A 12594-nucleotide genomic window follows, 5' to 3' on the forward strand; every position below is an offset into this window, starting at 1 on the left:
AACGGTGCCGGAACATTGGTGCCCCTGGCCGGAATCGAACCAGCACTCCTTGCGGAACGCGATTTTGAGTCGCGCGCGTCTACCAATTCCGCCACAGGGGCGAACGGTTCAGTTCCGTTCGTTGGCGGACTATAGACGGCGCGCACATTGGGTCAATGGCGGATGCAACAGCTTTTCATCTCTCCGTTGCGTTCGCCCGCCGATCGTCCTAATGCGGGCGGATCGGGCTCGCCCGTCTCGCTTCCACGGACATTCGCCATGCTCCACCGCCTCTACGACTGGGTCATGTCGCTTGCCGCCACCCGCCACGCGGAACGCGGTCTCGCTGCGGTCTCCTTCATCGAGAGCTCCGTCTTCCCGATCCCCCCCGACGCGATGCTGATCCCGATGGTGATCGCGCGGCCGCGCAGCTGGTTCCGGATCGGAATGATCTGCACGGTCGCCTCCGTCCTCGGGGCGTTTCTCGGCTATGCGATCGGCGCATTGTTCTTCGACCTGATCGGCCGGCCAGTTTTGGAGATCTACGGCAAGGCCGATGCCTTCGCCGAACTCAGCGCCCGCTACAATGCTTGGGGCGGCTGGGCCGTGCTCTTCGCTGCGCTGACGCCGTTTCCCTACAAGGTGTTGACCATCTTTTCCGGCGTCACCGGGCTGAACCTCGTGACCTTCACCCTGGTCTCGATTGTCGGTCGCGGCATCCGCTTCTTCCTGGTTGCGTGGCTGCTGCAGCGCTTCGGCGCGCCGATCCAGGGCTTCATCGAGAAGAATCTCGGGTTGCTCTTCACCCTCTTTATGGTCCTGCTGATCGGCGGCTTCGTCGCCGTTCGCTATGTGATGTAACGGATGATGGCATGGCATTGACTGACCGCTTCCTGCGCCCGACCGGCTTTCGCCAGACCCTCGCCTCCGGTTTCATTCTCGCCGGCACGACGATCACCGTGGGAACGGCACTGCTCTTCCAGCATGTCGGCGGCTACATTCCCTGTGCACTCTGTTTGCAACAGCGCATTCCCTACTATGTCGCTATCCCGCTGGCGCTGATCGCCTTCGTGGCAGCCGCAGGGCGGGCGCCGGCCCTCCTGACGCGGCTGCTGCTTCTGGCGATCGGGCTGATCATGCTGGTTTCGCTGTATCTCGGAATCTTTCATGCCGGGGTCGAATGGGGCTACTGGCCCGGCCCGACGGACTGCGCTCAGGTCGGAGGCGGCGATCTGGGAAGCGGCGACCTCCTTTCGGCGATCGATGCCATCCGGCCGCCCTCCTGCGACGAGGCGGCTGGCCGCTTCCTGGGCCTTTCCTTTGCGGGCTGGAACGCCCTCGCCTCGGCTCTGTTCGCCGCCATCGGCCTGCGCAGTGCGGTCGCCAAGGCCGACCGCTTCGCCTGAAACGGCCCCGGGCAAACCGGGGCGGCACTCCCGTGAAGACCGAGCATGTCGACGCTGTTCCTGACCCTCTGGCCGCTCTTCGCGCTGATCCTCGCCGGCCTCGGCTTCCGCCGATCCGGCTTTCCAGGAGAGGGGTTCTGGCCGGCCGCCGAAAAGCTCAACTATTTCGTGCTGTTTCCGGCGTTGCTGTTTTCCAGCCTCGCCAATGCGCCGGTGGCAGACCCGTCGATCCTGAAGCTCGCAGGGGCAATCTTCTCGGTGCTGGCCGCGGCGTCGCTCATGCTCCTGGCGCTGCGCCGGCTCTTTGCCTGGCCGGCGGCGCGCTACGGCCCGATCGTCCAGGGCATCACCAGATTCAACACCTATCTCGGCCTTGCCCTGGTAGCGGGCATCTTTGGTCCGGATGGGCTGGCCCGGGCAGCGGTTATCCTGGCCGTGATGGTGCCGACCGTGAACGTTCTCTCGGTGATAGCGCTCACATCCGAGCGCCATACCAGCGCACGCGAACTGGTGATGCCGGTGCTGCGCAATCCTTTGATCCTTGCCTGTCTTGCGGGCGCGATCGTCGCCTTCTTCGGCCTTGGGCTGCCCTTTGGGATCGACCGTCTGCTCGGTCTACTAGCCGCCGCCAGCCTGCCGCTGGGCCTCCTGTGCGTGGGGGCGGCGCTGAAGCTGAAGGCGGCACGGGCCGAGACCGGGATCCTCGCCGCCAACAGCGCGGCGCGACTGATCGCCATGCCGCTTCTCGCCTACGCGATCGCCGGGCTCCTGGCGCTGCCGCCGCTCGATGGGACGTTGCTGGTAATCTTCTTCGCTCTACCGACGGCGCCAACCGCCTATGTGCTGACAACGCAGCTGAAGGGCGATGCGACGCTGATGGCCGGACTTGTCACGTTGCAAACGCTGCTAGCCGCGGCCAGCCTGCCTCTCGTCCTGGCAGTTCTCATCTGATCGGACCGGCGGTCGCCATCGCCGCCGCTGCGGCATAGCCGCCTGCCGCGCCGTCGACGAAATGAACATGGTCGCTACGACTGGCCGACGGAACGAAGCAAGTCATCAGCGCTGCCGCCTGGCGATGGCTGCCGGTTCGCGCAAGACCTGCCGCGCGGGCCTCTGCGAGCCGCGCCTCGATCCGGCTGGCAACGGCCTCGGTGCAATCAAGGGTCATGCGTAGCCCGTCGTCGAACTTGCGGAAATCGCTGTTGCGGGCGAGTTCCGAGCGATAGCGAACTGGGTCGAAGGCGCCGACTCGCGTGCCGGTCACGAACGTCAGGTGCGACAGCAGGGTGCGGACCGCGACGGAAATGCGCGAGGCCCAGAGCGGCAGGCCGGTCATCGCTTTGCGCACTTCCGCTTCGATCGGCAGCCCGGCCGGGGGCCAATGCAACTCCGGCCCTTCCGGCGGCACCGGATTGCCATCGTGATCGCCTTCGACGCCGAGTTCGAGAATGTCGTGCGCCAGTTTCGCGAAGGAGTCGGGGCAAGCACCGGGCGCGGGCAGGAGCACGACCGACAGGATCAGGCCTCTGCGCGCCGGGATTTCGGAGAAGCGGCAGGACAGGCCGGCGAGATCCGGTCGGGCGGTCTCGCCGTCCTGCGCCGTGACATGAAATTCGCCGGCCTTCATCCGCTGCTCGGCCCAGGCAAGCCCGCCGCCGGCGAACATTGCATAGGAAACGTTCGGGGACGGGGCGAATCGGGCGACCCGCACGTCGTGGCCGTTCTCGCGGATCGTTGCGACCGGTACCATCGCCACGCGCAGCGACAGACCGAATGCGGTTTGCGCCCACCCCGCGACGGCAGCGAGCGCGGCGCGTCCGGTGTCCGCCTCGTGCGCGGGCAGGGCAAAACCAGCGCCGTCGCCGCCGAAGACGAAGGGAAATTCGCGGCCGCCAAGTCCGTTGGCGACCGCTGCAATCACAGCGGCGGCGACGGTGTTCACCCGCTTGTAGCCGCCCGCCGTGACTGCGTCGGTCGAACGGACGATATCGGCGACGCCGACGACCCAATCGTCAGGAAGTGGATGATAGGTACCGGCATCGCCGAGACCGATGATGCTGCCGGAGACGGGAAGCGCTTCGTAGAACTCCAGGCCGATGGAAGGCGCGCTACTGGAGTCGTCCGGGCTCGTCGCGTCCATCCCATATCCTTGCCGGCCATGGGGGCGGTTGGTGTCGCCCTCCGGCCGTCATGTAGAGCCCGGCTGCCGACCTCGTCCACGACTCACGGTGCACAACCGCGTGACGGTACGCCAGCGAATGATCACAGCCGGAAGAATATCGGGTCTGCGCAACGGCGCATTGCGAAGGTTGCGGTCCGGCCTATTCGGGATCGAGCTCGGAATCCCAGTAGAGATAGTCGAGCCAGCTTTCATGCAGGAAGTTGGGTGGGAATAGCCGGCCATTGTTGTGCAGATCGTGCACGCTCGGCTGGAACGGCGTCTGGTGCGGGAACATCTTGGCGGCCTTGGGCATCAGGCCGCCCTTCTTGAGATTGCAGGGCGAGCAGGCCGCCACGACGTTCTCCCAGGTCGTCAGGCCACCCCGAGACCGCGGAATGACGTGGTCGAAGGTAAGTTCGTGGGGCGAGCCGCAATACTGGCACTGGAAGCGGTCGCGCAGGAAGACGTTGAAGCGGGTGAAAGCCGGGAAGCGCGCCGGCTTGATGTAGGTCTTGAGGCAAACGACCGAGGGCAGGCGCATCGAGAAGGTCGGGCTGTGCACGGCGCGATCGTATTCCGCCAGGATGGTCACCCGGTCGAGAAACACCGCCTTGACCGCGTCCTGCCAGGACCAGAGAGACAGAGGGTAGTAGCTGAGCGGCCGAAAATCGGCGTTCAGAACGAGCGTCGGGGATAAGTCCTGAGTAACAGCGATCGTCACAGGTAGTCTTCCTACCTCCCATCGAGCCAAAACCAAGCTTGCAAGGAGTATCGTGCGCCATCGTGTCGGGTTTGTGAAGCCTCGTCCCGCAGCGGCTGGCGCGCTGTGCGAACCCGCATTGCAGCCCTTGTCCGGCGGCGCGGACAGAAGATCTGTGGATAAATGCCGCAGCGCGTTACGTCATGCCGCAGGCGCTGCCTCGCGCCGCGTGATGGCCGCGTAATACGCCCAGAACAGGCGGGCGGCGACCGAGCGGTGTGGCGCCCAGGCCAAAGCGAGGCTGGCGGCCTGCCGCGCGCTGGGGCGTGCGTCATGGTGGAAGGCGTGGGCAAGTGCCACCCGCAGCGCTAGGTCGCCGGAGGGGAAGACGTCGGGATGGCCGGCGCAGAACAGCAGATAGCATTCGGCGGTCCATGGGCCGACTCCGCTGACGCCTACCAACTCGGCGAGGGCCGTATCGACCGGCGCCACTTCCACTCGGGCAAGATCGAGATCGCCCCGATCCACCGCCTTGGCGACGGCACGGACCGTGCGCTGTTTGGGGCGTGACAGACCGGCTCGGCGATAGACCGCGTCGTCGGCCGAGAGGAAGGCCTGCGGGTCGGCGATGTCGAATTCGGCCTCCAGCCGGGCGAAGATCGCGGCGGCACTGGCACGGGACACCTGCTGGGCGACGATGATGCGGGCAAGGCCGGGCAGGCCGCCGGGATCGCGGCGCAGCGGCAACGGGCCTGCGGTCGCGGCGACGGCTTCGAGCCGCGGATCGATGCGCACCAGCGCCGATAGCCCCGCCGCTATGTCCGCCTCGGTGCGGATGATCCCTGCCTTGTCCGGCGAACCATGCGGCCGCATCTTCTCGTCTGTCCGTCATCGTCCTTGCCAAAAGCGACCGTAGAAGTCGCGCCAAACGAGGGGAAGCCGATTCGATGCACACTGAGCCAGCCTTCCGCTTCGCCCCCAGCCCCAATGGCGAACTTCATCTGGGCCATGCCTATTCCGTGCTGGTCAATCGGGGGATGGCGCGGGAGGCGGGGGGGAGGTTCCTCCTGCGGATCGAGGACATCGACCAGGCGCGGTGCACGCGCGAGTACGAACGGCAAATCGCGGAGGACCTGATCTTCCTCGGCGTCGACTGGGACGCGGCACCGCGGCGCCAGTCCGAGCATTTCGCCGACTATGCCGCCGCGCTGGAAGCGCTCTGCGACGCCGAGCTGATCTATCCGGGCTTCATGTCGCGGGGGGAAATACGGACTTTTGCCCATCGCTACGAGGCGGACGAGGGCGAGGCCTGGCCGCGCGACCCGGACGGGGCGCCGCTCTATCCGGCGCTCGACCGCGACCTGTCGAGCCGGCGGCGCGAACAGAAGATGCGCGACGGCGAGCGCTTCGCTTGGCGGCTGAACACGGCGAAGGCCGTCGCGAGCCTCGGCACGCTGACCTTCGAGGAAACCGGCCTGGCCGCGGACGAGGGCGGCGGCGAGGTCGTGGCGCGGCCGCTGGAATGGGGCGACGTAGTGCTCGGGCGCATGGAGACGCCGACCAGCTACCATCTGTCGGTGGTGGTCGACGACGCCCTGCAGGGCATCACCCATGTGGTGCGCGGCCGCGACCTGTTTCCCGCGACCAGCATCCACCGCCTGCTGCAGGCGCTGCTCGGCCTTCCGGTGCCGCGCTATCATCACCACGAGCTGATCCTGGGACCGGACGGGCGCAAGCTGTCCAAGAGCGCCGGCGACACCGCGATCCGGGCGCTGCGCGAGGCGGGCCTGGGCGCCGAGGACATCCGCCGGATGGTCGGCCTGCCGCAGGGACCGGCCGCCCGGAGCGTCAGCCGAGGATCGTCAGCCAGACGCTGAGGCTGACCGCCGACAGCACCGTCGAGACGAAGATCGTCGACGAGGCGAGCTTTTCGCCCGAGCGGAAGTGGACCGCGAAGAGATAGGCGTTGACGCCGGCGGGCGCGGCGGCGGTGAGGACGGCGCCCTTCAGCCAGAGCGGCGGCAGGCCGAACTGGCTGGCGAGGGCGTAGACGATGGCCGGCATGACAAGGAGCGACAGCGTCGCCACGACAAAGGACGAGACCAGTTCGCCGCGCAGCCCGTAGCGGGTCAGCGACATGCCGAGCGAGAACAGCGCCAGCGGGCCGGCGGTGCTGCCGAGAAGGCCGGTGACCTCGTCAATATGGGCTTCCAGCTGCAGGCCGGTACCGCGCCAGGCCAGACCCGCCAGGATGCCGATGACGATGGCGTTGGTCGCCAGGTTGCGCAGCACCCGCCGCATGGTCGCCGCGAGCGACACCGCCACCGGCGGCGCGCCGTCGGTCTCGCGTGCGTCCAGCATGGCGGCGCGCTCGATGACCAGGGTCGAGACGATCATCATCACCGGCAGATGGATCGACACGATGACCAGCAGCGGTTCCAGCCCGGCGTCGCCATAGGCGCGCTGCAGGGTCGGGATCGCGATGAAGATTGTGTTGGCAAAGCTCGCCGCGATGCCGGCGATGGCGCCGGTGCGCCGGTCGGCATCCGAGAGCGCGCGCACCAGCAGGGTGCCGGCGGTCCAGACGATCGCGACGGCGCCGAAATAGGCCGCCCAGAGCGCCAGCGGGTTGACGTCGCCGAACTGCGCGGTGGCCAGCGTGCGGAACAGCAGCACCGGCACCGCCACCACGAACACGAAGCGGGCCAGCGCCTCGCCGGTCGCCTCCGACAGAAGCCTGGCTTTGGCAAAGACGAAGCCGATGACGATCAGGCTGAAGATCGGCACGATGACATTGAAGATCGTTTGCATGGGCCACCGGCGCGCGTTCGGCCCGCGATAGCGGCAAGGGCGGCCGAGCGCAAATTCCGGCAACCGGATTTCGGCGCCGCGCCGCGCCCGCCGCCCGGTCTCGCCCGGCCGCGCGAGACCGGGCGGCCTTTCGGTGCGGCCGTGCCCCTGCTATCGAGTGGCGCCGCATTTCTGCTCCGGCCCGGCCCCACCGCCCGGGAGCGCCCATCCGTCGAAAAGGCCGACCCGCCCGTGCAGAGGCTGCTTCCCTTCTTTCCGGCCGTCTTCGTCCTTCTGTGGTCGACCGGCTTCATCGGCGCGCGCTACGCGATGCCCCATGCCGAGCCCTTCACCTTCCTGGCGCTGCGCTATGCGCTGGCGCTGGCGATCCTGGGCACGCTGGTCGTCGCCGTGCGGGCGCCCTGGCCGGGGCGCTGGCCGGCGCTGCATGCGATGATCGCCGGCAGCCTGATCCACGGCGTCTATCTGGGCGGCGTGTTCTTCGCCGTGCGCCACGGGCTCAATGCCGGCATCGCGGCGCTGATCGTCGGGCTGCAGCCGATCCTGACGACGATCCTGGCCGCCAGTTTTCTGGGCGAGCGCGTGAGGCCACGCCATCTTCTCGGCCTTGCGCTGGGGCTCATCGGCGTGGCGCTGGTCATCCTGCCCCGGCTCGATGGCGCCGGCGCTTACGGCTTTACCACGCTGGCGCCGGTGTTTTTGTCGGCGATCGCCATCTCGGCGGGCTCGGTGTGGCAAAAGCGCTTCGTGGGCGGCGTCGACCTGCGCACCGGCACGGCCCTGCAATATCTGGGCGCCTTCGTGCCGACGCTGCTCGTCGCCTGGACCACCGAGACCATGGTCGTCGCCTGGACCGGCGAGCTCGTCTTCGCGCTGGTCTGGCTGGTCTTCGTCCTGTCGATCGGCGCGGTGTTCCTGCTGGTCTTCCTGATCCGCGAGGGCGCCGTCTCCTCGGTCGCCTCGCTGATGTACCTGGTGCCTGGCGTCACCGCCGTGCTGGCGTGGCTCTTGTTCGGCGAGACCCTGACGGCGATCCAGCTCGCCGGGCTGGTGCTGGCCGGCGTCGGCGTGGCGGCGGCCACGCGCGGCGGCCGCAGCCGCACCATCCCGAAAAGCGTGTGACGGCCTGCGACCGATCGCCGTGACGGCCCGCCTTCGTTTTGGGGGGCGCGCCCCTATATGATGGCGTCACCCCCCAGAACCGACAAAGGCCGGCATGTCCGACTTCCTCACCTATGCCGCTTTGGCGGTCATGATCGCGACCGCGGTCGTCCTGCTCTTCGGCCTGTTCAACATGATGAAGGGCGGCGACGGCAACCGCTCGCAGAAGCTGATGCGCGCCCGCGTCATGCTGCAGGGCGTCGCCGTGATCCTCATCGTCGGCGTGCTGCTGCTGGCGCGCTAGCGGGCGGCGTTGCCCGTCCGGGGCGTACCCTGCGGGGCCTCCGGCATGGATCCCCGCGCTGCGCGCGAGGATGACGAAGCGGGCCTGTCCCGCCGCGCCCCTGATGCGCCTGCTTCTCGAGCGACTGCCGCGCATGGCGCCAGTCTGACGACAGCCCCGGCCGTCGCCCCCGCTCGCCCCGAAACCGCAACCTCAAAACCCGAACATCCCGAACCGCGCCGCCACCGCGAGCGCGCCCGAAAAGCATGGGCGACACCAACCCGACAGTGCCGCCAATGTCCAACGGGAATGTCAGGCGCGCCCTGATGCATGATCCGGGCTACCTTTTGGGCTTACGATGACCGCGATCGACGTAGATCGACCGCATCGCAGTCGCCCATATACATCCAGCCGCACCTGTCCTCCGCCCGCTCATCCCCTATGATGGCGCCGAATCGGAGACATCATGGTCAAGCTGAACAAGATCTATACCAGGACCGGCGATGCCGGGGAGACGGGGCTGGGCAGCGGCGAGCGGCGGTTGAAGAGCGATCTGCGGGTCGAGACCTACGGCACGATCGACGAGCTGAACGCCATTCTCGGGCTGGTGCGACTGCATGCCGACGGCGAACTCGACGCCATGCTGGCGCGCATCCAGAACGAATTGTTCGATCTCGGCGCGGAACTGGCGACGCCCGAGACCGGCGAGCCGCTGCCCTACGAGCCGCTGAAGATCGTCGCCTCGCAGGTGGACGCGCTGGAGCGCGAGATCGACGCGATGAACGCACGGCTGGAGCCGCTGAAGAGCTTCGTGCTGCCGGCCGGCTCGCCCGCCGCCACCCATCTGCACCATGCCCGCACCGTGGCGCGGCGGGCCGAGCGGCTGATGGTCGCCCTGTCGCGCAAGGACGGCGAGCGCGTCGCCGACGACGCGCTGCGCTACGTCAACCGCCTGTCCGACCATCTCTTCGTCGCCGGCCGCATTGCCAATGACGACGGCAGGACGGATGTTCTGTGGGTGCCCGGCGCCAGCCGCTGACGGGGCGGCCCGATCGGCGCAGGCTTCGCGGAGACCTTGCGGGCAGGCGGGCAGCCGGACGGCCCGCCGGCAAGACCGGCCGGAAGGTTCGGTCCAGGAGGTTCGGTCCAAGCGGTTCGGTCCCAGGGGGGCTCAGGCGCAAGGCGGCGTCCGGAAGGCTTTGGCCCAAAATCTGCGTCCAGAAGGCCCCGTCCAAAAGACCGTCCAAAAGACCGTCCAGAAGACTTCGGCCCAAAGGCCCCGGTGAAAGGTTCGCTGTGTTCGTCCCCTTCTACGATGCCAACCGCCTGCGCCACATCCGCTTCCAGTATGTGACGGTGGGGCTGATCGCGGTGAACGGGCTGGTCTATCTGTTCGCGCAGGCGAGCGGCGAGGCCGGGGCCATCCTGTCGGCCTTCGAGATCTCCTACGGCTTCATCCCGGCGGTGGTGAACGGGTTTGCCGAGCTGCCGCCGCCCTATGTGGCGGTGCCGCCCTGGCTGAACTTCCTGACCTATTCCTTCCTGCACCTGGATATCTGGCATGTGGCGGGAAACATGCTGTTCCTCTGGGTGTTCGGCGACAATGTCGAGGACGCCTTCGGGCATCTGCGGTTCCTGCTGTTCTACCTGGCCTGCGCGGCGGCCGGCGCGGCGCTGCACGCGCTGGTGTTTCCGGGCTCGGAGGCGACGCTGATCGGCGCGTCGGGGGCGGTGTCGGGCGTGGCGGCGGCCTATCTGATGCTGCATCCGCGGGTGTGGGTGTGGGTGCTGGCCTTCGGGCGCATTCCGCTGAACCTGCCGGCCTGGCTGCTGCTGATGGTGTGGATCGCGATCCAGTTCGCGCTGCTGGCGTCGGGGGCCGAGGACGTGTCCTATGCCGCCCATGCGGGGGGCATCGTGACGGGCGCGGCGCTGACGCTGGTGCTGCGCCGGCGCGGCGTGCCCCTGTTCGACCGCCAGATCCGCACGCCGCGGGCGGTGGAGCTGGCCGACGCCGGCGAGGAGCGATTGTGAGGCGCGATGGCGGGCCGGGCCGCATGGGGCCTTGCAAGATCGGCGCGGGGGTCGCACAAGGCCGCTACGCGCCGGCAGAGTTTTGACGATTACGTAAAAGTCAGATATCGCTCCCGGCCATCCGGCCCGTCCCCGCGCGGCCGCCGCGGGAGGACCGCGGGCCGGGCAGGACATGAGGCTTTCGGGCGCCCAAGCGCCCAGCAAGGGAGAGACACGACCGATGAAGGTTCTCGTCGCAGTCAAGCGCGTCGTCGACTACAACGTGAAGATCCGGGTCAAGCCGGACGGCACGGGCGTCGACCTCGCCAACGTCAAGATGAGCATGAACCCCTTCGACGAGATCGCCGTCGAGGAGGCGATCCGGCTGAAGGAAGCCGGCACGGTGACCGAGATCGTCGCGGTGTCCGTCGGCCCACAGCAGGCGCAGGAGACCATCCGCACCGCGCTGGCCATGGGCGCCGACCGCGGCATCCTGGTCAAGACCGACCAGCCGACCGAGCCGCTGGCCGTCGCCAAGATCCTGAAGGGCGTCGTCGAGGCCGAGAGCCCGGACCTCGTCATCCTGGGCAAGCAGGCGATCGACGACGACTGCAACCAGACCGGCCAGATGCTGGCGGCGCTGCTCGGCTGGAGCCAGGGCACCTTCGCCAACAAGATCGAGCTGTCGGACGGCAAGGCGCGGGTGACGCGCGAGGTCGATGGCGGCCTGCAGACGATCGACCTGACGATGCCGGCGATCGTGACCACGGACCTGCGCCTCAACGAGCCGCGCTACGCGTCCCTGCCGAACATCATGAAGGCCAAGAAGAAGCCGCTCGAGGAGAAGTCGCCGGACGATTTCGGCGTCGACGTGACGCCGCGGCTGCAAGTTCTCAAGACCGCCGAGCCGGGCAAGCGCGAGGCCGGCGTGAAGGTCGCCAGCGTCGACGAGCTGATCGACAAGCTGAAGAACGAAGCCGGCGTGCTCTGAGCACGTTCCTGTAGATTCGAGGCCGGCCTGTCGCCCGCGTGACGCGGCGGCGACGGCCGATGCCAGGGAGACCCCGCGATCATGACCACGCTTCTCATCGCCGAACACGACAACCAGACCCTGTCCGAGCAGACCGCCAAGGCGCTGACCGCGGCCGCCCAGATGGGCGGCGAGGTGCATGTGCTGGTGGCCGGTTCCGGCTCTGCCGCCGTGGCCGAGGCCGCCGGCCAGCTGGACGGCGTCGCCAAGGTGCTGCACGCCGACGCAGAGGCCTATGGCCACGGCCTGGCCGAGCCGCTGGCCGACCTGGTCGTCAAGCTGGCCGACGGCTACGACGCCATCGTCGCGCCGGCGACCACCGCCGGCAAGAACGTCGCGCCGCGCATCGCCGCGCTGCTCGACGTCATGCAGATTTCGGACGTGATCGGCATCGAGGGTGCCGACACCTTCCAGCGGCCGATCTATGCCGGCAACGCCATCCAGACGGTGAAGTCGAGCGACGCCAAGAAGGTGATCACCGTGCGCACCTCCGGCTTCCAGGCGGCCGGCGCGGGCGGCTCGGCCGCCGTCGAGGCGGTGGACGCGGCCGGCGATCCCGGCCTGTCGACCTTCGTCGAGGAAAAGCTCGCCCACAGCGAGCGGCCGGAACTGACCAGCGCCAAGATCATCCTGTCCGGCGGGCGGGCGCTGGGCTCCAAGGAGAAGTTCGACGAGGTGCTTCTGCCGCTGGCCGACAAGCTGGGCGCGGCGATCGGCGCCTCGCGCGCGGCGGTCGACGCCGGCTACGCGCCCAACGACTGGCAGGTCGGCCAGACCGGCAAGGTCGTGGCGCCCGACCTCTACATCGCGGCGGGCATCTCCGGCGCCATCCAGCACCTGGCCGGCATGAAGGATTCCAAGGTCATCGTGGCGATCAACAAGGACGAGGAAGCGCCGATCTTCCAGGTCGCCGATTACGGCCTGGTGGGCGACCTGTTCCAGCTGCTGCCCGAGCTCAAGGACAAGCTCTGAGGCGGCTTGCGCGCGGCCCGGCGCGCGCAGGGGAATCGGGTGAGTTGAATTTCACGAGATGAGGCTGACGAGGAATTTCTCGTTCCACCCGGCCTTCAATCGTTTGTTGGTCATCGACAGTTTGGCGGGATTCCGCCG

14 protein-coding genes and 1 tRNA gene are annotated in these 12594 nt (G+C 68.0%); 10 read left to right on the forward strand and 5 right to left on the reverse strand.

From position 1 onward, the window contains the following. Window positions 1-16 precede the first annotated feature (16 nt). Window positions 17-101: transfer RNA gene (locus VQ042_RS09360), tRNA-Leu, on the reverse strand. A 157-nt stretch (window positions 102-258) separates the two neighbouring features. On the opposite strand from VQ042_RS09360, the gene VQ042_RS09365 reads away from it, so the two are divergent. The 3 genes from VQ042_RS09365 to VQ042_RS09375 are packed head-to-tail and all read left to right on the forward strand — an operon-like array spanning window position 259 to window position 2336. Further along, window positions 259-840 carry a YqaA family protein gene (locus tag VQ042_RS09365; protein WP_331818475.1) on the forward strand — a complete coding sequence of 194 codons (582 nt, stop codon included), beginning with the start codon at window positions 259-261 and terminating at the stop codon, window positions 838-840. Window positions 841-851: 11 nt separating this feature from the next. Continuing rightward, window positions 852-1385, forward strand: a complete 534-nt coding sequence (locus tag VQ042_RS09370) for a disulfide bond formation protein B (protein ID WP_331818477.1) — start codon at window positions 852-854, stop codon at window positions 1383-1385. A gap of 45 nt (window positions 1386-1430) precedes the next feature. Next, complete coding sequence (locus VQ042_RS09375) at window positions 1431-2336, forward strand: AEC family transporter (protein WP_331818479.1); 906 nt, start codon at window positions 1431-1433, stop codon at window positions 2334-2336. On the opposite strand, the gene VQ042_RS09380 is transcribed toward VQ042_RS09375, so the two are convergent. The 3 genes from VQ042_RS09380 to VQ042_RS09390 form a co-directional block, all read right to left on the reverse strand. Next, a complete protein-coding gene (locus tag VQ042_RS09380; protein ID WP_331818481.1) occupies window positions 2329-3525 on the reverse strand; it encodes a DUF3095 domain-containing protein in 1197 nt (398 codons plus the stop codon). The two genes, VQ042_RS09375 and VQ042_RS09380, sit on opposite strands and share 8 nt — an antisense overlap. Window positions 3526-3706: 181 nt before the next feature. Next, the gene (locus VQ042_RS09385; RefSeq protein WP_331818483.1) at window positions 3707-4267 is read right to left on the reverse strand and encodes an HNH endonuclease; all 561 of its coding nucleotides are present in this window, start codon (window positions 4265-4267) and stop codon (window positions 3707-3709) included. 180 nt (window positions 4268-4447) lie between these two features. Then, window positions 4448-5119, reverse strand: coding sequence for a DNA-3-methyladenine glycosylase family protein (locus VQ042_RS09390; protein WP_331818484.1), 672 nt, complete (start codon window positions 5117-5119; stop codon window positions 4448-4450). A 74-nt stretch (window positions 5120-5193) separates the two neighbouring features. Here VQ042_RS09390 and gluQRS point away from each other — a divergent pair, with 74 nt between their 5' ends. Then, window positions 5194-6123, forward strand: a complete 930-nt coding sequence (gene gluQRS, locus VQ042_RS09395) for a tRNA glutamyl-Q(34) synthetase GluQRS (RefSeq protein WP_331818486.1) — start codon at window positions 5194-5196, stop codon at window positions 6121-6123. On the opposite strand, the gene VQ042_RS09400 is transcribed toward gluQRS, so the two are convergent. Next, the gene (locus tag VQ042_RS09400) at window positions 6095-7057 is read right to left on the reverse strand and encodes an AEC family transporter (RefSeq protein ID WP_331818488.1); all 963 of its coding nucleotides are present in this window, start codon (window positions 7055-7057) and stop codon (window positions 6095-6097) included. The two genes, gluQRS and VQ042_RS09400, sit on opposite strands and share 29 nt — an antisense overlap. 231 nt (window positions 7058-7288) lie before the next feature. On the opposite strand from VQ042_RS09400, the gene VQ042_RS09405 reads away from it, so the two are divergent. The 6 genes from VQ042_RS09405 to VQ042_RS09430 all read left to right on the forward strand — a co-directional run bounded on the left by VQ042_RS09405 (window position 7289) and on the right by VQ042_RS09430 (window position 12456). Next, complete coding sequence (locus VQ042_RS09405) at window positions 7289-8179, forward strand: DMT family transporter (protein WP_331818490.1); 891 nt, start codon at window positions 7289-7291, stop codon at window positions 8177-8179. Between the two features lie 94 nt (window positions 8180-8273). Further along, a complete protein-coding gene (locus tag VQ042_RS09410) occupies window positions 8274-8462 on the forward strand; it encodes a twin transmembrane helix small protein (protein WP_331818492.1) in 189 nt (62 codons plus the stop codon). Between the two features lie 445 nt (window positions 8463-8907). Further along, window positions 8908-9480 (forward strand): cob(I)yrinic acid a,c-diamide adenosyltransferase, encoded by a 573-nt coding sequence (locus VQ042_RS09415; RefSeq protein WP_331818494.1) that lies wholly within the window; start codon window positions 8908-8910, stop codon window positions 9478-9480. A 257-nt stretch (window positions 9481-9737) separates the two neighbouring features. Next, window positions 9738-10475: a rhomboid family intramembrane serine protease gene (locus tag VQ042_RS09420; RefSeq protein WP_331818497.1), complete on the forward strand. Its 738-nt coding sequence runs from the start codon at window positions 9738-9740 to the stop codon at window positions 10473-10475. Between the two features lie 220 nt (window positions 10476-10695). Beyond that, window positions 10696-11445 carry an electron transfer flavoprotein subunit beta/FixA family protein gene (locus VQ042_RS09425; protein WP_331818499.1) on the forward strand — a complete coding sequence of 250 codons (750 nt, stop codon included), beginning with the start codon at window positions 10696-10698 and terminating at the stop codon, window positions 11443-11445. Between the two features lie 81 nt (window positions 11446-11526). Beyond that, complete coding sequence (locus VQ042_RS09430) at window positions 11527-12456, forward strand: electron transfer flavoprotein subunit alpha/FixB family protein (protein ID WP_331818501.1); 930 nt, start codon at window positions 11527-11529, stop codon at window positions 12454-12456. The last annotated feature ends 138 nt before the right edge of the window (window positions 12457-12594 follow it).

The organism is Aurantimonas sp. A2-1-M11 (assembly GCF_036549475.1).
In the GTDB taxonomy this organism is placed as follows: domain Bacteria; phylum Pseudomonadota; class Alphaproteobacteria; order Rhizobiales; family Rhizobiaceae; genus Aurantimonas.